Here is a 24205-nt window from a genome sequence, read left to right as displayed (position 1 = left end):
ATAATCGGGGTTTAAAAGGGGAAATGAGGGTGCTGACCTCGAAACTCAAGGAGCTTTTCGACGTCGTCATCAATTCCGGCTTTCAGTGCTTCAAGCGAAGGGTAGTCCTTTTCGCCATGTAAAAAGTTCAAGAACGTCACCCGCATTAACAGGCCATACAGATTAGCAGAAACATCAGGAAAATGTACTTCTAATCGCCATTCAGGATGTTCCTGTTTAATTGCGGGACGCGTACCAACATGCCCTGCACCAAACAGGGCAGAGGGTGCATAACCTGCAACCCCTAATTTGTCAGCATTTTCGCTTTTTACTTTATCTGTTAAAGATTCGGTTTCACAAATGACATCGACTGCATAAATGCCATTTAAACAAGGTTTATGACGGTTTAAACGCACATTAATGGTGGGAAAATTAATCGTGCGACCGATTTGATCGCCATATTGCACACGACCGGTGATGCTATAAGGACGACCTAAAAGTTTTGCGGCATGGGCAAGGTCACCTGCTTGTAAAGTCTGACGAACCAGTGTCGAACTGACACGTTCGCCATCGACTTCGACATTCTGCAGGGCTGTGACTTGGAAGCCGTATTGGCGTAAAAATTCGCTATTGCCTTGACGGTTTTTGCCAAAGTGATGATCTTCGCCCAAAACTAAACTTTGTGTATTGAGTTTATTTTTTAAAATATCGGCAAATTCTTCGGCGCTGAGATTACGAAAGGCATTGTCAAATTTCGCCACCACAATATAGTCGACGCCCAGTCCAGTTAAATATTCGACTTTTTCACGTAGTGAACTGATTCGAGGCGGTGCATCATAAGCTTTAAAGAATTCAAGCGGTTGTGGCTCAAAAATCATCACAGCTGTTTTTAAGTTTTGTTGCTGTGCTATGTCTTTGAGCTGGCTGACCATCGCTTGATGACCCAAATGTACGCCATCAAAATTGCCAATGGTCACGGCAGTTTTGGGGAGTTCTAAGTGGGGCGCTAAAGCATTCAGACGGAGCAGCTTCATGGGCGAATCAATTGTTGAAAATGTTTGAGGGCTATATATTGCCATAATCTTCTGCGTTCGTCTTGTTGTTGTGTTTTTACTCAAGTTTTTTTATGCAGAGATGAATTTACTATCAATAAAATAAATTATAAAAATAAATATTAATCAATTTTTCTTATTTAATGGTGTGCTTAAACTATAGACATTCCATTTTGATGAGCATCATGCGATGAAAATGCCATTTTATCAACTCCAGCATAAACAAGACTTGATTCGTCATTTCACCCCAAACTGGTTTACGGTGGTGATGGGCACAGGTGTGGTGGCCCTCATTTTACCATCTATAGCGGTGGCGCCGCAGTGGATGTGGTCCTTCGGAGCAGCGCTGTGGCAGATCAGCATCGTGTTGTTCATATTGTTTAGTGGGATGTATCTCAGCCGATGGATATTGTACCCACAAGCAGATTTTCCAGCATCCAGTGATGAGTTTATTTCTTGGGGCGATCCCCATGGCACTGGCAACCCTGATCAATGGCGCATTGAAATTTGGCACCACGCTATACACAGAGTTTTTGGGCATGAGCATCATCACATGGGCTGAATATTTATGGTATGTCGATGTGTTGATGTCAATAGCGATTGCATGGTGTGTTCCATTTCTGATGTTTAGTCGTCAGCAACATGCGCTGCAAGGCATGACCGCAGTATGGTTATTGCCGATAGTGGCTTGCGAGGTGGTTGCCAGTTCAGGCGGTTTATTGTTGGCGCATTTACCTGCACAGGCCCATTCTGTCCATATTTTGCTGGGGAGTTATCTGCTTTGGGGGATCTCAGTATTTCCTGCATTTGCCATCTTAAGCATCTTGTTGCTGCGTCTGGCTTTACATCAATTGCCAAGTAAGGAAATGGCGATCAGCAGTTGGTTGGCCTTAGGACCGATTGGGACAGGGGCTTTAGCGCTGTTACTTTTGGGCGAGCAAGCCCCACGTATTTTGACAGCAGTAGACTTGGCAGATTTAGGACAGGTGTTGCTTCAAGGCGGCGTGTTCGCAGCCCTTGTTCTGCTCGGATTTGGTGTATGGTGGTTTGGAATCGCTATACTCATCACGCTAAAACATTTACGAGATTTACCCTTTAATCTCGGGTGGTGGACGATGACATTTCCATTCGGCGTTTTTAGTTTGGCGGTCATCAATTTGGCGGAACAGACGCAATTACACGCTATTCAACAGTTCGGTACTTTTTTTGCAGTATTGCTCTGTACGCTTTGGACATTGGTGATGCTGAAAACCATACAAGGGTTTTATCGCGGCAGCTTATTTTTTTCTCCGTGTTTAAAAGCGTATTGTAATGCTCAGCGCGCATCTTAAATGATGTCGGGTGAATGTAAATCCGTTGAAGAAAACTATTGCGCGTTGGTTTTGATGGATTTCAGCAAACAAATATAGAGCTTCTGCAAGCGTGTGATGCAGTTACGTTATTTTGCTATCCAAGCAAAACATTCATGTATAAAATTTGCGCGTATTTTCGAGAGATCAACTGGCTTCGAGATATAAACTTGCTTGAAGTGTAGGAACTAGAGCAAGGCATATGGATTAAAACAAAAAAGATAAAAATAAGGATCGAATTATGTGTAATCAAACCCGTTTTTGGGATGATGCCAAAGGATTATTAGAAGAGTGGTACGTCGCTTGTACCTCTAAAGAACTCAAAAAAGATCAACCTTTTTCAGCCACCCTGTATGGTAAAAAATTTGTTCTGTTCCGACAAAAAGATGGAACAGCCGCTGCATTGCTCGATCAATGTGTGCATCGTGGTGTGCCTTTGTCTAAGGGTAAAATGACCGATGGCTGCGTGACATGTCCATATCATGGTTGGTCGTATCAGGGCGATGGGCATGTGGCGCATATTCCTAGTGTCAATGGACAATTTTTTCCAGAAAAACGCATCCTTTTAAACAGCGTAGTTTTGATGTATGTGAGCAAGATGGGGTGGTATGGATTTATCTCGGTGAAAAGCCCAAACAGGAACGCCCGGAAATATTTAAATTACCGTTTTATGATCAAGCCGGCTGGGTCAGCTATTACATGGTCGGCAGTTATGATGGCGAGATGGGCGCTGTTGCACAGAATATAATGGATGTAACCCATACCATATTTGTCCATGAAGGCTGGTTTCGTTCAGAGTCGGGAAAAGCCGTGGATGCCACCATAGATGTCGGGCCGCGCAAAGTAGTCGTTGACTATCATGACCATGATGCAGATGTCGGCATGATGCCATGGCTGACCAATCCGCATGGTGCTGAACAGGTTCACCGCGACAGTTTTATCGCACCGAATATTACCTTGGTGGAATACCATTGGGGAGAGCCGTCGGGTATGGTGTTTAATAGTCTGATTAGCCCTGTGGGGCCGTATGAGTCACGGGTTTATACCTGTGTTAGTTATAAATTTCCGATTCCAAAATTGTTGTCTAAGGCATTGATGCCGGCTGTGAATGCCTATACTTGGGTGGTCAACAAACAAGACATTAAAATTTTGTCAGCGCGAAGAGCTGGGATCGAGCATATGCCAATGACCCATTCGCATAGTGTACGAGGGGATATGGCACATATTGCCTTAGAGAAGATTTTAGATGCCTTACGTCATGACCAACAATTGGCACCATCTTTTATTGGCAAGCGGCCGATGCAATTTCAAATTTGATAGCATTCAAATCTGCGTGAGGAATTTATTTTCTGAGCAATGTGATTTTTGAAGATGATTTTTTCTGCGCACGTGCAAATGTATGCTATATGAAGGCATCAATTTGAGGAGACCGCTATGCGTCAGCAAATCGCTTTAATTATGGCACTGCCGAGTGAATCTAAAGGCTTGTTTGAAGCCGCAGGCATTGAAGTACATTACAGTGGTATTGGTAAAGTCAATGCCGCATTTAAAGCCTTTGATGTGATTCAAAAAACCGGATGTCATACTTTGCTGAATTTGGGCACTGCGGGAAGTTCACATTTTGATGCACATGCTTTGGTTGAAGTAGCTCAATTTGTACAACGGGATATGGATGTATCGCCTTTGGGTTTTGATGTGGGGGTGACGCCGATGGATACCGATCATCCTGCTGAAATTCAGCCAGAGAGCATGTTTAGCCATTTGCCTAAAGGAATTTGTGGTACAGGCGACAGCTTTGAAACTGGGCTGCCGAAAGTACCGTGTAATCTTGTCGATATGGAAGGCTACGCAATCGCTAAAGTATGTAAAAAACTGGGTGTTCGCTTTGTATCGGTAAAATATATTACCGATGGTGCGAATGACACAGCGCATCTGGATTGGGAAGAAAATTTATTATTCGGCGCAAAGAAATTATTGAAATTATATCAAACAGTCAAATAAGGCATTTAGCTAATTTCGGTCGGCGACCATAGAATGCTATGGTCGTATGCCAATTCGACCCAATTCAATTTACTTTTCTGGGCGTGGAATTACACCGTAAAGCATCATATGGACGGTATGTTGAATAATCCGTTGTTGCATACTGCGATTACGTAAGGTTTTTCCAGTGACCATTTCCATTTGGGTTGCAAAGTCAGCATAGTTTTGCGTGATTGCCCAAATGTTCAGAATTAAAAGTTCTGGATCAATATCTTTTGAAATTTTGCCTTGCTCTTGCCAGTTACTAATGACTTTGGCTTTGCGTTTCACTAATTTTTTTAGTGGGCCTTTTAAAATTTCAAGAATGTGTGGTGCGCCCTGAATGACTTCAAGTGCGAACAAACGTGAGGCTTTCGGTTGGGTACGAGATACTTCAATTTTCTGCAATAGATAATTGGTGATCGCTTCTTCAGGCTCAAGGTCTGCTTCCAACATTTGTAGCGGAGCAAGCCACTTTTGTAGAACCGTTGTCAGAACTTCAACATAAAGCGCTTCTTTATTTTCATAGTAATAGAAAATATTCGATTTATGCATTTCTGCAATCTGTGCGATCTCATCCAAGCTGGCGCCATTGAAGCCATACAGGGAAAAGACATCCAGTGCTGCATTAAGCAACTGGTGGCGTTTCTGGGTACTCTTTTTTTGTTCCATTAGCTCTTTTAAGAAAATGAAAAGGGAATATTGAATTGTACGGCAAATCAACAGATTTGTGCACAATCATCGTTTTTAATTTTATGAATTTTGGCAGTTTATTCTGTTCAACGGTCAAATAAATACGACGAATGCCATAATATTTCAAATAATCATTTTAGGGTGAAATTTAAATAAATCATTATTTTTAGTCATGGATTTATATGATTTATCGTAATTTTTGTGATGTATTTGTCAACAGGCGATAAATTTCCCCTCAATGCTAAACATGGTTTTGTTGCGATATTGTTCTTGAATAGGACAGGAAGTCACACGGTTTAAGTGATGATTTCCTGCACAAGTACAGCTTAAGTGGCCAAGACTGCTTGTAAGACTTGTTGTTCAAGTTCAGTAAATTCAATGCCTTTTTTTCGTGGGCGGGCCAAATCGACACTAAACTCTTTGGCGATATGGCCTTTATCGAGCAAGATTATACGGTCTGCTAACTGTACGGCTTCACTTACATCATGCGTGACCAAAATCGCGGTAAAACCTTGTTCAGTCCAAAGTTTTTCAATCAAATTCTGCATATCTAAACGTGTTAAGGCATCGAGCGCACCCAGTGGCTCATCCAACAGCAAAATGCGTGGCTTATGTGATAAGGCCCGTGCCAATGCAGTCCGTTGACGTTGTCCCCCTGACAGCTGTGTCGGCCAAAGCCCCGCTTTGTCTTTTAAACCGACTTTTTCGAGGAGTGCTGTGGCATTGGCATGTTGGTCTTTGCTTAAACCGAGTTGCACATTTTTCTCAATGCTACGCCAAGGCAGAAGGCGAGGGTCTTGGAACATCACACGAATATCATCACTGGTGATGCCTTCACGTATATGACGTGCAGACTTAAATTTAATTTCGCCATAACTGGGCTTTTCTAAGTCGGCGATGAGGCGAAGCAGGGTACTTTTACCACAGCCACTACGACCGACAATCGCCAAGAATTCACCGGGTTGAATATGCAGGTCAAGGTCCTCAAGGACTTTAACATCGCCATAAAATTTGTGTAGTTGTTCAATCAGGATCTCTGCGCCCAACACCGCATGGGGGTTGATATCCTCGACTGAAGAACACTGAGGTTGGGTTGAGTCGTCTGCATGACGGCTTATGCTTAAATCGGTCATCACATGCTCCTTATTTTTGGTAACCCGAGTGCCAACGGAGTAAATATTTTTCTAAGGCAACAGCCAGTACATCGGCTAATTTACCGAGTAGGGCATACAATAAAATCCCGACCAAGACGATATCGGTTTGTAGAAATTCGCGTGCGTTCATGGTCATATAACCGATGCCGGCTTGTGCAGAAATGGTTTCTGCCACAATCAACAAAACCCAAACGAGCCCGAGTGAAAAACGCAGACCAACTAAAATAGACGGCATCGCCCCCGGTAGAATGATTTCTTTATACAGTTGCCAGCCACTCAAACCGTAGCTTTTGCCCATTTCAATCAGTTGAGGGTCTACAGAGCGAATACCATGATAGGTATTGATATAAATGGGAAAGAATACGCCAATAGCGACTAAAAAAAGCTTGGCCGATTCATCGATCCCAAACCATAAAATCACCAAGGGAATCAGGGCAAGAGCAGGAATGTTACGGATCATTTGCAGCGTGGTATCGAGTAGCGTCGATGCTGTTTTGGATGAACCATTTAGTAGCCCTAAAAAAAGACCTAATCCACCACCGACTAAAAGCCCAACCAAAGCACGACCCGCACTGATTTGGACATGCTTCCACAGTTCACCACTGATCAGTAAGTTCCAAAAGGCCACCACCACCGCACTTGGCGCAGGCAAAATACGACTTTCTAACAGCCCTGTAACAGAGGCAATTTGCCACACGATAATTAATGCAATAGGAAACAACCAAGGCAGCAAACGCTGCCCGAGTTGTGTTCCACGTGAAACCTTCGGTGCTTTGAAGGTTTCAACAGAAACAGTTTTGGACATTAGGCCGGCTCCTGAATCTGTCCAGCTTTTTTATTTTCATCTGGGGTGTAGTTGTTCGCGACAATCTCACCAAATGGGCCTGTTAAGTTAGGTTGAACCAATTTCTGACGCGTTTCCAATGGCAGTAGTGGGAACACCAATTCTGCGAAACGGATCGACTCTTCAAGGTGTGGGTAACCAGAGAAAATAAAGGTGCTAATTCCTAGATCGGCATATTCTTGGATACGTGCGGCGACGGTTTCAGGATCACCAACGAGTGCCGTACCTGCACCACCACGAACCAGGCCAACACCCGCCCATAAGTTTGGCGATACTTCTAATTTGCTACGGTCGCCGTTGTGCAGTTCAGCCATACGGCGTTGACCAACAGAGTCCATGGTTTTGAACTTGGCTTGCGCGGCTGCAATGGTGGCATCGTCGACATATTGGATCAGCTCTTCTGCTGCTTTCCATGCCTCTTCATTGGTTTCGCGCACTATGACATGTAAACGAATGCCATAATTCAGTTCACGTCCTTTGGCTTTGGCTTTTTCACGCACCACTGCAATTTTTTCTTTTACCGCAGCAGGTGGCTCACCCCAAGTCAAATAGGTGTCAACTTGATCCGTTGCCAGTTCAACAGCTGCCTCTGAAGAACCGCCAAACCATAGTGGTGGATACGGTTTTTGTACCGGTGGATAAAGTAATTTTGCGTCGTCCACACTCAGACGTTCACCATGGAAGGTATAGCTTTCACCAGTATGTGAACGGGTTAAAATTTCACGCCAAATCGTGGTGTATTCTGCGGCAGTTTGGTAACGCGTCGCATGATCTTCATAGACACCATCACCCTTGAGTTCTTGCTCATCACCGCCTGTGACTAAGTTTAGTAAGATACGACCGCCAGATAAACGGTCAAAAGTTGCAGCCATACGTGCAGTCAGTGCAGGCGTTGTCACCCCCGGACGTAGCGCGACTAGAAATTTTAGATTTTTAGTGGCATCAATCAAGCTTGCAGCTGTAAGCCATGGATCTTCACATGAACGACCTGTCGGAATCAGAACGCCTTCATAGCCAAGATTATCCACCGCTACTGCAATTTGCTTCATGTAGGCATGATCGACTTGGCGTGCACCTTTACTTGTTCCTAAGTAGCGACTGTCACCGTGGGTAGGGATAAACCAGAAAATTTTCATGTTCAGTTCCTTGTATTTTTGATGGCTCGGGTATCAATGTGATGAAGGTGTCCAAACTTGCGTTTGGACTTGAATGTTGTTTGGAATCAGTTGGACTTGTTTAAATAAGTCCGCAATATTTTGCTGTGCTTGTATGACCTCGGGTGTCAGCGAGCGCACAGGAGATGGTTTAGATCGGCGTGAAAAGGCTTGCGCAGCAATATTCTTTTGTAGCCCTGTGCTGTTTTTATAAATCTCTAAAGCTACATTTTGGTTCTTCACAATCCACTGATCGGAAGCGTCTAAGGCCTTTAAAAATTTAGCTGGGGCATCAGGGTGCGCTTGAACGACTTTTGGATTTGCCACATAAAATGAATAGGTCTTTGGAAAATCACCAGATTGAATCAGCACTTTAGCTTGAGCATCCAACTCCGCTGCAGATAAAAACGGGTCCCAAATGGCCCATGCATCAATTGATTTTTTATCAAATGCGGCTCGTGCATCTGCTGGTGGAATCCAAATTGGTTGGATGTCGCTCCACGTCAAACCGGCTTTTTCTAAAGTCTTGGCTAATAACTCATGCGCACTCGAGCCTTTTTGTACAGCAACGCGTTTACCACGTAATTCTTGAATGGTTTTGATTGAGCTGTCCGCTGGAATCACGACAGCAAGCGACTGTTCAGGCACCACTTCATAGCCAATATAATTCAGGTCTTTATTGGCAGCTTGGGCAAAAATAGGCGGGGTGTTGCCGACATAGCCATAATCCACCGCACCGACCGCAAGGGCTTCTAACATTTGTGGGCCAGCAGGGAATTCCTTCCACTCAATGTGAGCGCCGGGAAATTGTTGTTCAAAGAGCTTTTGTTCACGGGCAACCAGTAAATTTAAGGCTGATTTTTGGAAACCGATAACCAAGGTTTTTACGGCTGTTTCAGCTGGTTTTTCACCATCCTGCTGTGCTGTTTCTTGTTTTTGGCAGGCACTGAGTCCAAGGGCCAAAGTGGCTAAAGTCAGTATGGAAAATGTTCTTAGAATACGCATGGCATCGCCCTTATGCTGTAGTCGACTTATTTGATAATGGCCGACTCAATATTTAATTTATTTGGAATTAATTTTTCGTTATAAAACGCATCAGCGACTTGCTGCTGCTCTTGCGCCACTTGTGCAGTAATCGGCGTCACTTGATTGCCTAAGCGAGAAATTGATGTTTTAAGTACATCTAGACCTAAGCCGGTTTTGCCTTCGAGTAACTTGGCCGCTTCATCTTGATTTTTTGAGACCCATTGCGTGGTCAAATTCAACTCATTCACCACAGCTTGCAGGACTTTTGGATTTTCCTGAGCAAATTTGCGATCGGCCAAATAGAACTGGTAGTTCTTCACCAAGTTTTCGCCATTGGCAATGGTGCGAGCATTAAGTTGATGCTCAGCGGCAGAAAGGAACGGGTCCCAAATTACCCATGCATCGACTGCACCTTTTTCAAAGGCAGCTCGTGCATCGGCAGGCGGTAAATACACGACATTGATGTCGCTAAATTTAAGCTGATTGGCTTCCAACAACTTGAGCAACAGGTAATGCACGTTTGAGCCTTTGTTTAAGGCCACACGTTTACCTTTTAAGTCCTGAATACTGTGAATAGCCGAATCTTTTTGCACAATTAAAGCTTCAGCTTTTGGAACAGCAGGTTGGTTGGCAATGTAAACCAAATCGGTTTGAGCGGCTTGAGCAAAGATAGGCGGTGCTTCACCGACTTCACCAAATGACACGCTGCCTACATTGAGACCTTCAAGCAGCTGTGGGCCAGCAGGAAATTCCACCCATTTGATATTTACACCTTGGCTTTTTAAGGCTGTTTCTAAAGTTCCGCGTTCTTTTAAAATTGGCAATAAGCCATATTTTTGGAAACCAATATTTAAGGTGACATTTTCTTCAGCCTCTTTTTTGCCACAGCCCGACATCATCATGGCACCCACAACCGCTGTAGACAGTACAAGTGTTTTTGTCCAGAGTTTTGCTTTGTGAGTACGCATGTGTTGCTCCTATAAAGGTCTAAATGTGCAGAACTGTTGATTTATAAACACATAAGCTAAAGAGTTTTCTTTTTCGAAAAAAATAAGAAAACTTAAATTTAAAATCAGGAAAAAAGATAAATAAAAATCAGCAAAACTTATGAGAAATTATGATTTTAGAAAAACATATAATGTGTCGAAGTATTATTTTAAGTTATTGAAATTATTTTATTTATTTGGGTTATTTAAATGGTAGATATGGTTATTCTATGGCTTGCAAAGTGATTTGAGGGGATAGCCAAGGGATTCGGCATAACCTTATGCAAAATAATGCTATTCAGCGCATAAAAAAAGCCACTTTAAAGTGACTTTTTACAAACCAATGAGTTTCTTTGGTAGTTATATAAGGCCTGACGGGCATTCGGTAAGTCATCGACACTGACTTGTTCAAAACCTTGTTCAAGGAACCAATGCGCTGTTCGTGTGGTCAAAATAAACAATTGTTCAATACCTAAATCTCGCGCTTTTTCTTCTAAATAATGCAAAATTTGGCTACCGCGATTCGATTTTCGATAACCCGGATGCACAGCCACACATGCGATTTCAGCAGAGCGTTTTTCATCCCCTGTGGTAGGAATCGGGTACAACGCAGCGCAGGCCAAAATCGTACCGTCACGTTCAATCACTGCAAATTGTCCAATTTCATTTTCCAGACGTTCGCGTGAGCGATAAACCAAGATGCCTTCTTGTTCGAGAGGGCGTAAGAGATTGATTAAGCCACCCACATCTTGAATATCGGCAGTACGCACTTCTTCATAATGCGCATCAGTGATCATGGTGCCAGAACCGTCACGTGTGAACAATTCTTCGATCAATGCGCCATCATAGGCATATGAAATAAGATGAACACGGTGTACGCCTTGTAACGAGGCATCTTTAGCAACGCTTAAATGCAGGGCAATATCGGGATTAGAATCTTGATATTGCAAAATATGCTGATCAAGTTGATGAGGTGTAATTTCGCGTTGTAGCTGCCCATGTTCATTGTGCAAACCGTGTTGTTTGCCCAAGAAAATCAACTTATCTGCTTTTAAACTGATCGCGGTTTTGGTCGCAACTTCTTCAGCCAATAAATTAAACACTTCACCTGTAGTGGAATAACCTGTCGGCCCAAGCACCACAATGTTTTGGCTCTCTAAATGACGTTGAATTGCATCGATATCGACGGAACGAACTTCACCAGACAGTTGAAAATCGATACCGTCACGAATGCCATACGGTTTTGCCGTGACTAAATTACCTGAGACCACATCAATACGCGCGCCGTACATCGGTGAGTTGGCTAAACCCATAGATAGGAGGGCTTCAATTTGCAGACGAATGGAGCCAACAGCATTCATCACAGCAGGTAAAGATTCGCGAGTGGTGATGCGACGATGATGATGAAATGGTGTCTGGATGCCGCTGCTTTGTAAATTATGATTGATTTGCGGACGGGCACCATGCACCAAAATTAGACGAATACCAAGCGAGTGTAATAAGGCAATATCGTGAATAATGTGTTGAAAATTTTCATGTTGCAGCGCTTCACCATCAAACATGATGACAAAGGTTTTGTTGCGATGCGCATTAATATAGGGTGCAGAATGACGGAACCAATGCACATACTGTAAGGTTGTGCTGGAAGATGGTTCAGTGATATTCGTTTGCATGCCTATGCCTGTTTATTCGCTTTGGTATGGATGATTCTAAACAAAAACATATGACAGCGGAAAGCAAATATAAAAAAACACCTGAACAGTGTTCAGGTGTTGGGAAAGGGACTTAAGAGATCGTCGAATGATTAGCCATTCTTAATGCGAATGATGCGATCGGTACGATCATTGACTAGCACGTAGTCACCATTGATTTTGTACCATTGTTGATAACGACCGGTGTTCGGTAAGCGGCGCGCTTCACGATCACTCACTTTGTAGCGGCTTGAATCGAAATAACGAGGAAAGCTTTGACCAACACGCCAATCGCGGCTTGGATTTACACGACGAAAGTCATTACGGTCGTAGCGACTATTGTCATAACGGTTGTTGTTATTCCAATTGCTCGGACGGTGATCTTTGTCCCAACGGTTGTCTTGATGTTGGTATGACGGATGGTAACGGCGGTCATCTTGACGATGGTCTGGCGCAGCAATGGCGGCTGTTGTTGCCATCAAAGCCGATACGGAAAGAACTAAACTCGATACGATTTTGTTCATGGGACACCTCTATACATTTCTAATCTGTTTTTCGATGATTCAAAATTAGCGAGAAAGTTCAGAGAAAGCGTGGGGGCAATATAGTTGAATTGTGAAATGTATGGAGGAAATTTGAAGGTGTGTAAATGATCTGAACGCTAGGCAGCATCAGCTTTTGCGGTTAAACATTAAAAAAACCTCATAAAAAAAGCCCAGAGTTGATCTGGGCTTTAAAATATGGCGAAATTAAATTCAAAACGGCTTACATACCTAAAATTTTCAGAATACTGTTACTATCTGAGTTGACCAATATGTAGTCATTATTGATTTTATACCATTGCTGATTACGCGATGGTTTAGGTAAGTTATGGTCTTTATAATCGACTTTATAACCATTACCACGATAATGCTGTGGCATCACATAGCCCGTTTGCCATTTATGTTGTTGCAAACGTTTGACTCCACGTTGTTCACGCATACGGCGTCGATCTTCAAGATCGTCATCGTCCTGATAACCACGGTAATCACGATCTTTTTTCATTTGACCATATGCATTGCCGCGTGGGCCATCAAAGCCACGTTCATCGTTCTTGAAGTGAGGCGCTGCAGACGTGATGCTGCTTGCTATTAAAGCACTGAAAGAAATAGCCAAAATTGGCAAAATCTTTTTCATGTTCAACCCTCATGAGTAATTTATCTTCAATATCACTACTGTACGCATTAAATGCAGAGAAACTGTGAAGAAAGATGAATATTTCTTTAAATAAAACGAAGAGATTGCGGATATTATGCGATAAATTTCGTGCTGAGAACAATCTTTCCATCTTGGAAGAGATGGTCCGATAATGCGCGCTTTTTATCCTTGCAATTCAGCTTTGATTAAATTTGATGTCTATTGTAAGCACGATCAAAAACGCCCATCAAGTCTTGATGGGCAAATATGGTAGAGATACTGGAATGAAAACGGTGGGTAAATTCGGGTTTTAGTACCACTGCTCATTGAGGCATTGGAGTGAATAAATCGCTTGAGCCACAGATTCAGCTTGCTCGGCATCGTCCATTGCAGAGATCAAATTTTCAGTCAGTTGTAAGGTTTCAATTGAACGAATGGTTTCAATTTTACGTGTTTGATCAGCCATTTGGGTCTCCTTGCCGTCGGTCTATGTCATGGCAAGCAGTCTATGCTTTTATACTTAATTTGAAAAACCGAATATTATTATAAAAATAATTTAAAAATACGATCAATGGAAAGTTGGGTAATGAAGCTGTCTATTGATCAAAGCTTGTTGAATTTCAAATGCTAATCTAAGGGTTTAAAAAAAGGGCATCAAATGGCCCTTTTTAGTTCTAAATGTGTCACTTGGAACTTAATTAGTATGCGTATTTCAGGTCGGTATAATCCGTTAATGATTTTTGAATATGAGCTTGAATAAATTCATTAATATCTTCAGGTGTCATTGCTGCACCTTGTTTGGTAATCACATGCTCAAACGGTGCTTGATCTTGCGCAATGATGCGATAAACAAAGTTAGTGATCACTTGAAAGCCTGCTTCTTGCTTTTGAATGCAAGTGACATAGAAATAGGCATGCTCAAAGTTTAAGTCAGTATGCGAAAAAATAAATTGTTCAAATAATTTTGCATTTTGACCGACATCTAAGCCTTTTAAATCGTCCATGATACTCGGGTCGAATTTCATGCCATATTTTGCTGAAATCGGTTGACCATCGACCAGTAGGTTAACCATGCCATCCTCAGTTGGAGTCACTGTAATATTGCTAAAGTCAGACATGTATCAATCCAATGTTTTTAAAGAATGCCTCAAGTATCGGCAAATTTGCTAAAAACTCAAGTCGACTTTCGCGTGGACACCGCGAAATCAGTCGGTTAATGATGTCTTGTAAGCATTCAATACATAAAAAAAGGAAGCTTGCGCTTCCTTTTTTTAATCGGCTTTGCGGCCTATTCATCTTGAGCATCAATGCTGGCACCGGTTAAATGCAAGCTGTCATCACCCATCAAATATAAATACGCAGGCATGATGCTTTCAGGCGTAGGCAAAGTTTTTGGATCTTCGTCTGGATAAGCTTTTGCACGCATGGCAGTACGTGTCGCACCGGGGTTAATACAGTTAAAACGAATATTGGGATGCTCATTTTCTTTGGCGAACAATGTACTCACGGCTTCAATGGCAATTTTTGAGACCGAGTACGCGCCCCAACGTTCACGGGCTTCACGTCCCACACCCGAACTGGCAAAGACCACAGAGGCATGCTCAGATTTTTGCAGTAATGGCATTAGCTCTTGAGTCAGTACAAAAGGCGCACGAAGGTTCACCGCCATGACATCATCCCATACATCCACAGGATAATGTTCTAGTTCAGTTCGCTCACCCAAAATCCCGGCATTATGCAAAATGCCGTCAAGGCGACCAAATTGCTTTTCTAAGGTATCGACCAATAGCTCATAATCACGAGGAGAGGCACTAGACAGTTGTAGCGGTAAAATCGCCGGTTGGGGGGCACCCAATCCTTCAATTTCATCGTAAATCACTTCTAGTTTATTCAGTGTGCGTCCATGTAAAACCACGGTTGCGCCATGTAAGGCATAGCTGAGGGCAGCCGCACGGCCAATACCATCGCCCGCACCTGTAATCAGGATAATGCGATCTTTGAGCAGATCGGGGCGAGGTTGATATTCTGAATATTTCATCCGTACCTCCTCGTTTTATTGTGTTGTGTTCTATCGTTATAAAGTCGCAGTGTTTAGCGTTTTCGGTTTGATGATCAAATCATGAATGACTTCATGCAATTCAGCAACAGTCTTCACTATACAATCTGCATGCCAAGCTGTTAAGTCATCTTTGTGTTGTAAAGGTAAATAGCCATAAGCCGCTAGAATTGTGTACATCTGCGCATTACGACCGGCATCGATATCACGTGGATGATCACCGACATAGATACAGTCTTGAGCATCTAGATGAATGTGCTTGGCTGCTAAATACATCGGCTCTGGGTCTGGCTTGGTTTTACTGACATCGTCTGGGCAAACCAATACCGAGCAGCGCTCAGTCAAATTCAACGCTTTGAGCAACGCTTCACTGAGTGAACGCGGCTTATTGGTGACAATGCCCCACGGAATTTGATGTTGTTCTAACTCTGCGAGTAGTGGATACATGCCTTCAAACAGATCGGTATCAACTGCAATATCAGCACCATACAGATCTAGAAAGCGTTGACGATGTGCCAGAAAGACAGGATCTTCAACGTCTAACTCTGGATAGACCAGTTTGACCATCGCACGCGCGCCTTCAGATACTTGTACACGAATGTCTTCTGCACTGACCACCGCAATGCCTTTGTCACGGCACATGTCTTGAATAATACGAATAAAATCAGCCGCGGTATCAATCAGTGTACCGTCAAGATCAAAGAGTACAGCTTTCATTAGGCTTCTTTCACCGTATGAACCATGTAGTTCACATCCACATTCGGTGCGAGCCAATAGCGTTTGGTGATTGGGTTATAATGTAAACCCGTCATATCTTTGAGTTTTAACTGGGCTTGACGAATATCATGAGCTAATTCTGAAGGCTTAATAAACTTCGAATAATCATGTGTGCCTTTCGCCAACATGCGTAAAACATATTCCGCACCAATAATCGCAAACAAATAGGCTTTAGGATTACGGTTAATGGTCGAGAAGAACACATGTCCACCCGGTTTTACCAGCTTTTGACAGGCTAAAATGATTGATGCTGGATCGGGTACGTGTTCGAGCATTTCCATACAGGTAACGACGTCATATTGACCGGCTTGTTCTTCTGCCAATTGCTCTACAGGCACTTGGCGATATTCAATATTTTGCACATTTTCTTGTTCGGCATGTAGGCGTGCAACATTCAATGGCGCTTCACCCATGTCGATACCCAATACTTGCGCACCGCGACGTGCCATGCTTTCAGCTAAAATACCGCCGCCACAGCCCACATCTAATACTTTCTTGCCAGTGATGCCATTTGAATGCTCATCAATCCAGTTCAAACGCAGAGGATTAATCATGTGCAAAGGGCGGAACTCAGAATGCTGATCCCACCATATGGCTGCGAAAGCTTCAAATTTGGCAATTTCTTGTGGATCAACATTCAATTGCGACATCGGTTGCACCTCAATCAAGTCTTTATATTTTAGAAAAAAGTTTATGGGAGTTAGTGTAGCGCGTCCTGAAAAAAAAGCGATAAAAGCCTTAAAAAAGTTCACAGAATGAAAACGAAATCGACAGATTTGATTTATAGTGTTGCCATAAACTAATCATAATGATTTTGAGGACGATAAGTTCAATGAAAAAATTCCTTTTAGGCACGATTACAACAGCTATTTTGGCTTTTTCTGGCAGTGCGATGGCAGCGCAATTTGTCGCGGGGACTGATTACACAGTTATTCCAAAACCGATTAAAGTCGAACGTCCGGGTAAAATCGAAGTCCGTGAGTTCTTTTGGTATGGCTGCCCACATTGTTTTACATTAGAACCGCATATGCAAACGTGGTTAAAGCAATTGCCTAAAGATGTACGTTTTGTCCGTACACCTGCAGCAATGAATCCACTTTGGGAACAAGGCGCGCGTGCTTACTATGCATCGGAAGCACTGGGTGTTCGTCAAAAAGCACATTTACAATTGTTCCATGACATTCATGTGGGTCAAAAAAATATCTTAGAACAAGGCGCATTTGCTAAGTTCTACACCCGTTATGGTGTTCCTGAAGCGAAATTTAACAGCACATTTAAATCATTTGCTGTGTCTTCAAAAATTGCTCAAGCGAAAAGCTTAGCGGCTCAATATCAATTGAGCGGCGTGCCTGCGATTACCGTCAATGGTAAATACATCGTACAAGGTGAAGATGCACGTACCGTTGAAATCGTGAAATTCCTTGTTGATAAAGAACGCAAAGCGAAATAACAGATGTCATAAAAAAGCCGCACTCGATGCGGCTTTTTTTATGACGGTACATTTTGCGTTTTAGGTCGATAAATTTTGCGGATCAGCGATTTGAGCCAAAGATCGATCCCAATGTAAGATGCCACGAAATAAGAGCTGAACTTGAGTCTGAGCTTGGCGGCGAAATTGTTGTAGCGCATCCGTACGTTGTGGAAGGTCAATATGTCGATGTAAGTCAATCCACTGCATTGCCCAACTTAAGGCCAATTCAAACAAAATTTGTCCCAATACTTTGAGGTCTTGTTCGGATTGAATGTGTTGAGTCGCTTCAACTTGAGCCAGTGCATGGGCCAAATCAGTACTGAGAAAATTAAATTCACGTGTAATGGCTTGTCTTAAGGAAGCTGAACCACCCCAACGCTCTGCAATGAGAAACATCCATGCCTCAGGAAATTGCTCAACGGCATGAAATAAATAATCCAGACTCTGTCGTGTGCGTGCATCTGGTGCTTGAAAGCATTGCTGACTCAGTTGATTGAGGACATTCCGAAGGTGCAGGGCCATTTGGTCGACTAGTTCCAAACCGAGTTCGTCCATGTCTTGAAAATGGCGATAAAACGCAGCAGGAACCAAGCCGACATGACGGGAAATTTCGCGTAAGCTCAGACTGCTAAAAGAACGGCCTGTGGTACTCAATGCAAGCGCTGCATCAAGGATAGCTTTACGACTTTGTTGCTTACGTTCTTCCCGTATCGACATGCAATTCGTCCTGAATTTTGCGTGGCTTCAGTCTAACAAATTTCCTGATGACGTACGACGGGCCTATCAAAACTTGGTTGAATGGATTTTATAAATGCACACGAATGCGTCCCGAATCTGGCTGTACCTTCTGTTATAATGTACCGCAATCAATTTTGTCAGATTAAGGACTCATTATGCGTATCGACCAACGAGCATTAGATCAATTACGTGAAGTAAAAATTACCCGTAACTACACACGTTATGCGGAAGGTTCTGTATTGGTTGAATTTGGTCATACAAAAGTTCTTTGTACTGCAAGTGTCGACAACTCAGTGCCACGTTTCCTTAAAGGGAAAGGTCAAGGCTGGGTAACTGCGGAATACGGCATGCTTCCACGTTCTACACATACCCGTAGTGACCGTGAAGCAGCACGTGGTAAACAAAGTGGCCGTACACAAGAAATCCAACGTCTGATTGGTCGTAGCTTACGTGCCATGGTTGATTTGAAAAAATTGGGTGAAAATACAATTAGCATCGACTGTGATGTGATTCAAGCAGATGGCGGTACACGCACAGCATCAATCACAGGTGCAGCTGTTGCTTTGGTCGATGCGATGAATGTCTTGCTTGAAAATAAAAAAATCAAACAAGATCCGCTTAAAGGCTTAGTTGCAGCTGTTTCTGTAGGTATGTATCAAGATGAAGCATTACTTGATCTTTGCTATGAAGAAGATTCAAACTGCCAAACTGACTTAAATGTGGTCATGACACAAGCAGGTGAGTTCATTGAACTTCAAGGCACAGCTGAAGACAAACCATTTACGCGTGCACAGTGTAATGAAATGCTTGAATTGGCTGAAAAAGGCATTCAAGAGTTAATTAAGAAACAACAAGAAGCTTTGGGTTGGTAATATGACTAAAGCTTAAGTTGATAAAAGCACCTTCGGGTGCTTTTTTTATTTTTAAGTCGGATGAGTAATATCAACTGACAAATTAAAACTTAAAAGCGCTATTGTTGACAGCAAAGTTTCAGCACAGTGTGAAGAACACAATAACAAGGAGAAAACAATGAAAGCGTTATTGATCGGTTTTTCATTATTGGGATTTTTAGCGATAAGCGCTTGTGATGGTTCTAATTCAAAGGATGAGGATAAAGAGCGCTCTGTTTTGTCATCAGATCGTGATCATGACAATGAGCAAAATGATGATGATCGGGATGCTAAAGCTGATCAAGATCACGATGAAGAGCGAGAAGAGAATTCAAAAGACAAAGATGATGATTAAAAGGAATCATCTTAAAAAGGGTGCTGATGAGCACCCTTTTTTAAATGGATTTAATTTTTGTAACGTTTAAGCATTAAAGCGCATAGACAGGTCAATTGCTTTCACATCTTTGGTTAAAACACCCATCGAAATATAGTCGACACCCGTTGTTGCCACTTCACGTAAATTTGCAATAGTGATATTGCCTGAGGCTTCAAGTTTGCAGCGACCATTCACATGTTTGACGGCATCAATCATTTGTTGCTGACTAAAGTTATCCAACATCACAATATCCGCACCTGCTTCCAACGCTTGGTTGAGTTCATCCCAAGTTTCGACTTCAACTTCCACAGGTTTACCCGGTGCAATTTGGTGTGCTTTGGCAATCGCTTGTTGGATGCCACCTGCTGCCATGATGTGATTTTCTTTAATTAAAAACGCATCAAATAAACCTAAGCGATGGTTTTGACCACCTCCGACAGCAACTGCATATTTTTGTGCAATACGTAGGCCTGGTAAGGTTTTACGGGTATCGAGTAGACGAGTATGCAAACCTTCAAGCTGCTGAACATAGGCAGCGGTTTTGGTCGCAACCGCAGATAAGGTTTGTACAAAATTTAAGGCTGGACGCTCAACCGTGAGTAAGCTACGCGCAGAACCTGCGAGTTTTAAAAAGGCTTCGCCTGCGGCCACACGGTCACCATCATTTTTCAACCAAGTGACTTGGACAGTGGCATCATAAGCCTGAATGAGTGCATTGACCCAAGGCTGACCTGCCAAGATCATCTCTTCACGGCTGATAATCGTTGCAGTGGCTTGTTCATCTTCTGGAGTTAATAGGGCAGTAATATCGCCTTCGCCAATATCTTCTTGTAGTGCGTGTTGAATATTGATTTGGATTGATTGTTCAAGCAAAGATTGCGATATGCTCATAAGAAGTTCCGTATCTTTTTTAACCCAGGAAAATGTGCGCGTTATATTAGCATTGTTCCTGAAAAATGAGCGATTTTTAACTACTTTCACAGACTTGAATTGAGATTTCAATGTGAAAGTTTTAGCATTAAAACTTTCAAGTAGGGCTCGGCGTTTTGATCTGCAGCATTGCAGGCCGGCTTAGACACAGGATTCTTTTATGTCACAAGCAAAAACATTTCAGGTGCAGGATGGGCAATTGCTAGGTGCGCGTCAAATTCCATCACCGAATTTTAACCAGCGTCCTGAAGATACCGAAATTCAGCTTGTCGTCATTCATAATATTAGTTTGCCACCTTCTCAGTTTGGCGGTGGTTATATCGAACAATTTTTCCAAAATCAGTTGGATTGGTCGAAACATCCTTATTTTCAGACCATTGAAGGGATGCAAGTATCGACACATTTATTGATCCTGCGCACGGGCGAAGTCCTACAGTTTGTCAATTTTAATGATCGGGCTTGGCATGCAGGTCGCTCAACCTATTTAGCACAAAAAGAATGTAATGATTATTCGATAGGCATTGAACTCGAAGGAAGTGATGATTTACCTTTTGAAGCTGCACAATATGCCGTGCTGACCGAGGTCGTGGCGTGTTTACAACAGGCTTATCCTAAAATTCAACAACATATTGCAGGGCATTCAGATATTGCACCGGGACGTAAAACTGATCCGGGTCCATTTTTTGAGTGGAACGCTTTTCGTCAACAGCTACATCATTTTAAAAACAAATAAACAATACATACTGCGTTTAATAAACCAATGAAATTCCTTGACGAGTTTCATTACAATAGGCGCACTTTCAAAAGTGAGAAATACCGATGGCGCTTTGGCGTTCGACAGTCATTGTCAGTGCAATGACTATGTTGTCCCGTGTATTGGGACTGGTACGGGATATTGTCCTGTTAAATGTATTTGGTGCAGGTAAAGACTTCGATACCTTCGTGGTTGCCTTTCGTATTCCTAACTTTTTTAGGCGTTTATTCGCAGAAGGGGCATTTTCACAAGCCTTTATTCCTGTATTGACTGAATATAAAACCAGTCGAACCCATGCCGAAGTCCAGATTCTGATTAGCCGTGTTTTTGGCTGTTTAGGTCTGGTGATGACTAGTTTGACGTTCATCGCGATGGTGGCGGCACCCGCGATTATTTATATCTATGCACCGGGTTTCCATGGTGATGCAGACAAGTTTGCGTTAGCTACCGATATGTTCCGCCTAACGATTCCTTACTTATTGTTTATGTCCCTAACGGCATTTGCCAGCAGTATTTTGAATAGTTATGGCTCATTCAGTACACCTGCGTTCGCTCCAGTGTTACTCAATGTCGCGATGATTGCCGGTGCGCTGTGGTTAACCCCTTATATGGCTGAGCCAATTATGGCTTTGGGTTGGTCTGTTGTCGCGGCAGGATTCTTGCAATTGGCGATTCAGATTCCAGAGCTATGGCGTAAAAAATTACTGATTCCACCGAAAGTTGACTTCAAACATGAAGGTGTTGATCGCATCATGAAGTTGATGCTGCCAGCGCTGTTTGGTGTCTCAGTGACGCAGATCAACCTGCTGTTGAACACCATTTGGGCGTCTTTCATGCAAGATGGTTCAGTATCATGGCTGTATAGTGCTGAGCGTATGACCGAGCTGCCTTTAGGTTTGATTGGGGTGGCCATTGGTACCGTGATTTTACCGTCATTGTCTGCACGCCATGCTGAACAGGATCAGGACAAATTCCGCCGTATGATTGATTGGGCGGCTAAAGTCATTATCTTGGTGGGTGTGCCTGCCAGTATTGCGCTGTTCATGCTCTCGACACCTATTATTCAGGCCTTATTTGAACGTGGTCAATTTAGCTTTGAAGATACACAAATGACTGCATTGGCATTGCAATGTATGAGTGCTGGTGTGATTTCATTCATGCTCATCAAAGTGTTTGCACCAGGGTTTTATGCGCAGCAAGATACCAAAACTCCAGTACGTGTAGGTTTAATGGCGGTCGCAGCCAATGCTATTCTGAACGTGGTGTTTATTGGGTTCTTTAAACTGATTGATTGGCATGCTGAGCATATGGCCTTGGCATTGGCATCATCAGGTTCCGCATTAGTGAATGCAGGGATGCTGTATTTTTATTTACATAAGCGCAATATTTTTCGCTTTGGTGCACATTGGAAAAAGTTGGTGATTCAGTTTGCGATTGCCAATGCTGTGATGATTGCTGCACTGTGGTATGGCTTAACATGGTACAACGGTGATGTGTCTGCGTGGATGCGTGTCGCGGAAGTGATCATCTTATGTGTGATTGGTATTGCTGCTTATGGTATTGCCTTAATTGCAACAGGTTTTAGACCACGTCACTTAAAACCATAAAGCCAAAATTATCTAGCTATAACCATACAACGTAGTGTGTTTGCCGTTGATGTAAAAAAATAAGAGCCCATAGGCTCTTATTTTTTGATTGAGACTCAAGATGATAAAAACATAGGTTTCTGATTCATGAGTCTGAGGGGAGTAATTTGTAGTTTAAAACGACATTGAATCAGTCACTCAGTCGCCTAAACTTTTCCTCGAGAGAGGAAACCAACAATTGCGAGAATGACTGCAATAACCAAAAGAATAACAGCAAAGTCTTTGGATAAGCCTGCAACACCACCAAAACCTAGCAGACTCGCAATCAATGCAATTACAGCGAAAATAATAGCCCAGCGGAACATAGTTTTATCTCCATGTGATTTTTTATTCTGTCTCATCAGTATAGAAGTCACAGAAAGCATGCTATGTATTCTTTTGTTTATTTAATGTTCAATATTCGGTAACTTAAACAAGGAATTTATGTGCGGGTTCAGTTAATATGCCTGCCACCTTCGTTGCGAGCGAGAAGATGACCGATACTCTACGCCCACATTTTTGGAAAAAGCATGCTTTGACTGAACTCACTCATTTGGAGTGGGAGTCCCTCTGTGATGGTTGCGGGCTGTGTTGTTTAATCAAGCTTGAAGATGAAGATACGCAAGAGGTGGCTTACACCAAAGTGGCATGCAAACTTTTAGATTGTGAAACCGCCAGTTGTTCCGATTATCCAAATCGCAAATCACACGTTGCAGACTGCATACAGCTGACACCTGAACAAATTCACCAATTTCATTGGCTACCGCCGAGCTGTGCTTATCGTAGAATTTCTGAAGGTAAAGATTTACCGCGCTGGCATCATCTAGTGACGGGAAGTCGTGACAATATTTTGAAGGCACGAAAGTCTGCCGCAGGGCGTTGCATCAGTGAAGAACAGGTCAACCCTGATGATATTGAAGATTATATTGTGCGTTGGGTACGCTAAAGGACATAGATACGCTCTATCTTGGGGCTAGAGTTGATCTTGTATCATGGCCAGAAAGTCTTGTTCTGACAGAACCTGAAAACCATGCTGTTTGAGGAGTGCTGTGGTTACTCCATAGCCTTCAATTTTTGTACGCGTAAAGGTGCCATCATAAATATAATGACTGCCGCACGACGGGCTACGATCTTTTAAGACCACCACATCAACCTTATGCAATTGGGCCAATTCCAACATGCGGTGGGCACCCGCGATAAATTCAGCACTGACATCTGTGCCCAAGACATCTTTGACTTGGGCTGTACCATTGAGCACATCAGTGGCTTGACCATTTTGAATTTCTGCAGGAAAACGTGGACAGCTAAGGCCGCCCATCATTTCTGGGCAGGCCGTAATGACTTGGTGAGTCTGCATCAGTTGGCAAATTGCTTGTTGTGTATTTGATTTGGCATCATAACGAACGGGTTGGCCTGCCAGACAGGCACTGACTAAATACTTCAGTGTCATCGTGTCTTGCTCCAC

At 42.9% G+C, this 24205-nt stretch carries 28 protein-coding genes and 1 pseudogene; 10 read left to right on the top strand and 19 right to left on the bottom strand.

Going from position 1 to position 24205, the window contains the following annotated elements; all coding sequences use genetic code 11:
* Nucleotides 1-11: 11 nt before the first annotated feature.
* Nucleotides 12-1013: a riboflavin biosynthesis protein RibF gene (gene ribF, locus AC4CU0_RS14805; protein ID WP_180009565.1), complete on the bottom strand. Its 1002-nt coding sequence runs from the start codon at nucleotides 1011-1013 to the stop codon at nucleotides 12-14.
* A 208-nt stretch (nucleotides 1014-1221) separates the two neighbouring features.
* On the opposite strand from ribF, the pseudogene AC4CU0_RS14800 reads away from it, so the two are divergent.
* The 4 genes and pseudogenes from AC4CU0_RS14800 (at nucleotide 1222) to AC4CU0_RS14785 (ending at nucleotide 4381) form a co-directional block, all read left to right on the top strand.
* Nucleotides 1222-2362, top strand: a pseudogene (locus AC4CU0_RS14800) (TDT family transporter).
* 259 nt (nucleotides 2363-2621) lie between these two features.
* Nucleotides 2622-3128, top strand: coding sequence for a Rieske 2Fe-2S domain-containing protein (locus tag AC4CU0_RS14795; protein WP_490743416.1), 507 nt, complete (start codon nucleotides 2622-2624; stop codon nucleotides 3126-3128).
* Nucleotides 3080-3697, top strand: coding sequence for a hypothetical protein (locus tag AC4CU0_RS14790; RefSeq protein ID WP_306670149.1), 618 nt, complete (start codon nucleotides 3080-3082; stop codon nucleotides 3695-3697). Before AC4CU0_RS14795 ends, AC4CU0_RS14790 begins: the two co-directional genes overlap by 49 nt.
* 117 nt (nucleotides 3698-3814) lie before the next feature.
* Complete coding sequence (locus AC4CU0_RS14785) at nucleotides 3815-4381, top strand: 5'-methylthioadenosine/S-adenosylhomocysteine nucleosidase family protein (RefSeq protein ID WP_111886021.1); 567 nt, start codon at nucleotides 3815-3817, stop codon at nucleotides 4379-4381.
* A gap of 69 nt (nucleotides 4382-4450) precedes the next feature.
* On the opposite strand, the gene AC4CU0_RS14780 is transcribed toward AC4CU0_RS14785, so the two are convergent.
* The 14 genes from AC4CU0_RS14780 to ubiG form a co-directional block, all read right to left on the bottom strand.
* Complete coding sequence (locus AC4CU0_RS14780) at nucleotides 4451-5071, bottom strand: TetR/AcrR family transcriptional regulator (RefSeq protein ID WP_078190649.1); 621 nt, start codon at nucleotides 5069-5071, stop codon at nucleotides 4451-4453.
* A 347-nt stretch (nucleotides 5072-5418) separates the two neighbouring features.
* Nucleotides 5419-6225, bottom strand: a complete 807-nt coding sequence (locus tag AC4CU0_RS14775; protein WP_490743415.1) for an ABC transporter ATP-binding protein — start codon at nucleotides 6223-6225, stop codon at nucleotides 5419-5421.
* A gap of 10 nt (nucleotides 6226-6235) precedes the next feature.
* Nucleotides 6236-7051: an aliphatic sulfonate ABC transporter permease SsuC gene (gene ssuC, locus AC4CU0_RS14770; RefSeq protein ID WP_078190647.1), complete on the bottom strand. Its 816-nt coding sequence runs from the start codon at nucleotides 7049-7051 to the stop codon at nucleotides 6236-6238.
* Nucleotides 7051-8226, bottom strand: coding sequence for an FMNH2-dependent alkanesulfonate monooxygenase (gene ssuD / locus AC4CU0_RS14765; RefSeq protein WP_490743414.1), 1176 nt, complete (start codon nucleotides 8224-8226; stop codon nucleotides 7051-7053). Before ssuD ends, ssuC begins: the two co-directional genes overlap by 1 nt.
* 33 nt (nucleotides 8227-8259) lie before the next feature.
* Nucleotides 8260-9249 carry an aliphatic sulfonate ABC transporter substrate-binding protein gene (locus AC4CU0_RS14760; RefSeq protein WP_490743413.1) on the bottom strand — a complete coding sequence of 330 codons (990 nt, stop codon included), beginning with the start codon at nucleotides 9247-9249 and terminating at the stop codon, nucleotides 8260-8262.
* A 26-nt stretch (nucleotides 9250-9275) separates the two neighbouring features.
* Nucleotides 9276-10238, bottom strand: coding sequence for a sulfonate ABC transporter substrate-binding protein (locus AC4CU0_RS14755; protein ID WP_180024668.1), 963 nt, complete (start codon nucleotides 10236-10238; stop codon nucleotides 9276-9278).
* Nucleotides 10239-10576: 338 nt separating this feature from the next.
* Nucleotides 10577-11929 (bottom strand): amino-acid N-acetyltransferase, encoded by a 1353-nt coding sequence (gene argA, locus AC4CU0_RS14750; protein ID WP_180036112.1) that lies wholly within the window; start codon nucleotides 11927-11929, stop codon nucleotides 10577-10579.
* Between the two features lie 131 nt (nucleotides 11930-12060).
* Complete coding sequence (locus tag AC4CU0_RS14745) at nucleotides 12061-12471, bottom strand: RcnB family protein (protein ID WP_180145778.1); 411 nt, start codon at nucleotides 12469-12471, stop codon at nucleotides 12061-12063.
* Between the two features lie 241 nt (nucleotides 12472-12712).
* Nucleotides 12713-13123, bottom strand: a complete 411-nt coding sequence (locus AC4CU0_RS14740) for an RcnB family protein (protein ID WP_180022986.1) — start codon at nucleotides 13121-13123, stop codon at nucleotides 12713-12715.
* A gap of 310 nt (nucleotides 13124-13433) precedes the next feature.
* On the bottom strand, nucleotides 13434-13589 hold the full coding sequence (locus AC4CU0_RS14735) for a hypothetical protein (RefSeq protein WP_180008593.1): 156 nt from the start codon (nucleotides 13587-13589) through the stop codon (nucleotides 13434-13436).
* 232 nt (nucleotides 13590-13821) lie between these two features.
* Nucleotides 13822-14241 carry a hypothetical protein gene (locus AC4CU0_RS14730; protein WP_180008595.1) on the bottom strand — a complete coding sequence of 140 codons (420 nt, stop codon included), beginning with the start codon at nucleotides 14239-14241 and terminating at the stop codon, nucleotides 13822-13824.
* 170 nt (nucleotides 14242-14411) lie between these two features.
* Nucleotides 14412-15161 (bottom strand): YciK family oxidoreductase, encoded by a 750-nt coding sequence (locus AC4CU0_RS14725; protein ID WP_078190639.1) that lies wholly within the window; start codon nucleotides 15159-15161, stop codon nucleotides 14412-14414.
* Between the two features lie 36 nt (nucleotides 15162-15197).
* A complete protein-coding gene (locus tag AC4CU0_RS14720; protein WP_490743412.1) occupies nucleotides 15198-15896 on the bottom strand; it encodes an HAD family hydrolase in 699 nt (232 codons plus the stop codon).
* Entirely contained in the window at nucleotides 15896-16606 is a 711-nt protein-coding gene (gene ubiG / locus AC4CU0_RS14715) for a bifunctional 2-polyprenyl-6-hydroxyphenol methylase/3-demethylubiquinol 3-O-methyltransferase UbiG (protein WP_111885096.1), read from the bottom strand. The genes AC4CU0_RS14720 and ubiG overlap by 1 nt, the downstream gene beginning before the upstream one ends.
* Nucleotides 16607-16788: 182 nt before the next feature.
* On the opposite strand from ubiG, the gene AC4CU0_RS14710 reads away from it, so the two are divergent.
* Entirely contained in the window at nucleotides 16789-17406 is a 618-nt protein-coding gene (locus AC4CU0_RS14710; RefSeq protein ID WP_111885097.1) for a thiol:disulfide interchange protein DsbA/DsbL, read from the top strand.
* Between the two features lie 60 nt (nucleotides 17407-17466).
* On the opposite strand, the gene AC4CU0_RS14705 is transcribed toward AC4CU0_RS14710, so the two are convergent.
* Complete coding sequence (locus tag AC4CU0_RS14705; protein ID WP_180022311.1) at nucleotides 17467-18144, bottom strand: TetR family transcriptional regulator; 678 nt, start codon at nucleotides 18142-18144, stop codon at nucleotides 17467-17469.
* Nucleotides 18145-18320: 176 nt separating this feature from the next.
* On the opposite strand from AC4CU0_RS14705, the gene rph reads away from it, so the two are divergent.
* On the top strand, nucleotides 18321-19037 hold the full coding sequence (rph, locus tag AC4CU0_RS14700) for a ribonuclease PH (RefSeq protein WP_111885099.1): 717 nt from the start codon (nucleotides 18321-18323) through the stop codon (nucleotides 19035-19037).
* Between the two features lie 157 nt (nucleotides 19038-19194).
* Nucleotides 19195-19410, top strand: coding sequence for a hypothetical protein (locus AC4CU0_RS14695; RefSeq protein WP_490743411.1), 216 nt, complete (start codon nucleotides 19195-19197; stop codon nucleotides 19408-19410).
* Nucleotides 19411-19476: 66 nt separating this feature from the next.
* Here AC4CU0_RS14695 and nadC read toward each other — a convergent pair whose 3' ends face one another.
* Nucleotides 19477-20322: a carboxylating nicotinate-nucleotide diphosphorylase gene (gene nadC / locus AC4CU0_RS14690; RefSeq protein WP_490743410.1), complete on the bottom strand. Its 846-nt coding sequence runs from the start codon at nucleotides 20320-20322 to the stop codon at nucleotides 19477-19479.
* Nucleotides 20323-20521: 199 nt separating this feature from the next.
* On the opposite strand from nadC, the gene ampD reads away from it, so the two are divergent.
* Nucleotides 20522-21094, top strand: a complete 573-nt coding sequence (gene ampD, locus AC4CU0_RS14685; RefSeq protein ID WP_490743409.1) for a 1,6-anhydro-N-acetylmuramyl-L-alanine amidase AmpD — start codon at nucleotides 20522-20524, stop codon at nucleotides 21092-21094.
* Nucleotides 21095-21180: 86 nt separating this feature from the next.
* Nucleotides 21181-22722, top strand: a complete 1542-nt coding sequence (gene murJ, locus AC4CU0_RS14680; protein ID WP_111885102.1) for a murein biosynthesis integral membrane protein MurJ — start codon at nucleotides 21181-21183, stop codon at nucleotides 22720-22722.
* A gap of 185 nt (nucleotides 22723-22907) precedes the next feature.
* Here the strand turns inward: murJ and AC4CU0_RS14675 are convergent, their stop codons facing one another.
* Nucleotides 22908-23066 (bottom strand): DUF1328 domain-containing protein, encoded by a 159-nt coding sequence (locus AC4CU0_RS14675; RefSeq protein ID WP_005006601.1) that lies wholly within the window; start codon nucleotides 23064-23066, stop codon nucleotides 22908-22910.
* 167 nt (nucleotides 23067-23233) lie between these two features.
* Between AC4CU0_RS14675 and AC4CU0_RS14670 the strand changes: the two genes are divergently transcribed.
* Nucleotides 23234-23686, top strand: coding sequence for a YcgN family cysteine cluster protein (locus AC4CU0_RS14670; RefSeq protein WP_490743521.1), 453 nt, complete (start codon nucleotides 23234-23236; stop codon nucleotides 23684-23686).
* A gap of 27 nt (nucleotides 23687-23713) precedes the next feature.
* On the opposite strand, the gene AC4CU0_RS14665 is transcribed toward AC4CU0_RS14670, so the two are convergent.
* Nucleotides 23714-24190 (bottom strand): 2-thiouracil desulfurase family protein, encoded by a 477-nt coding sequence (locus tag AC4CU0_RS14665; protein ID WP_180004334.1) that lies wholly within the window; start codon nucleotides 24188-24190, stop codon nucleotides 23714-23716.
* Nucleotides 24191-24205 lie beyond the last annotated feature (15 nt).

The organism is Acinetobacter sp. LipI_15 (assembly GCF_058242865.1).
This window is presented reverse-complemented; position numbering and strand designations above follow the sequence as displayed.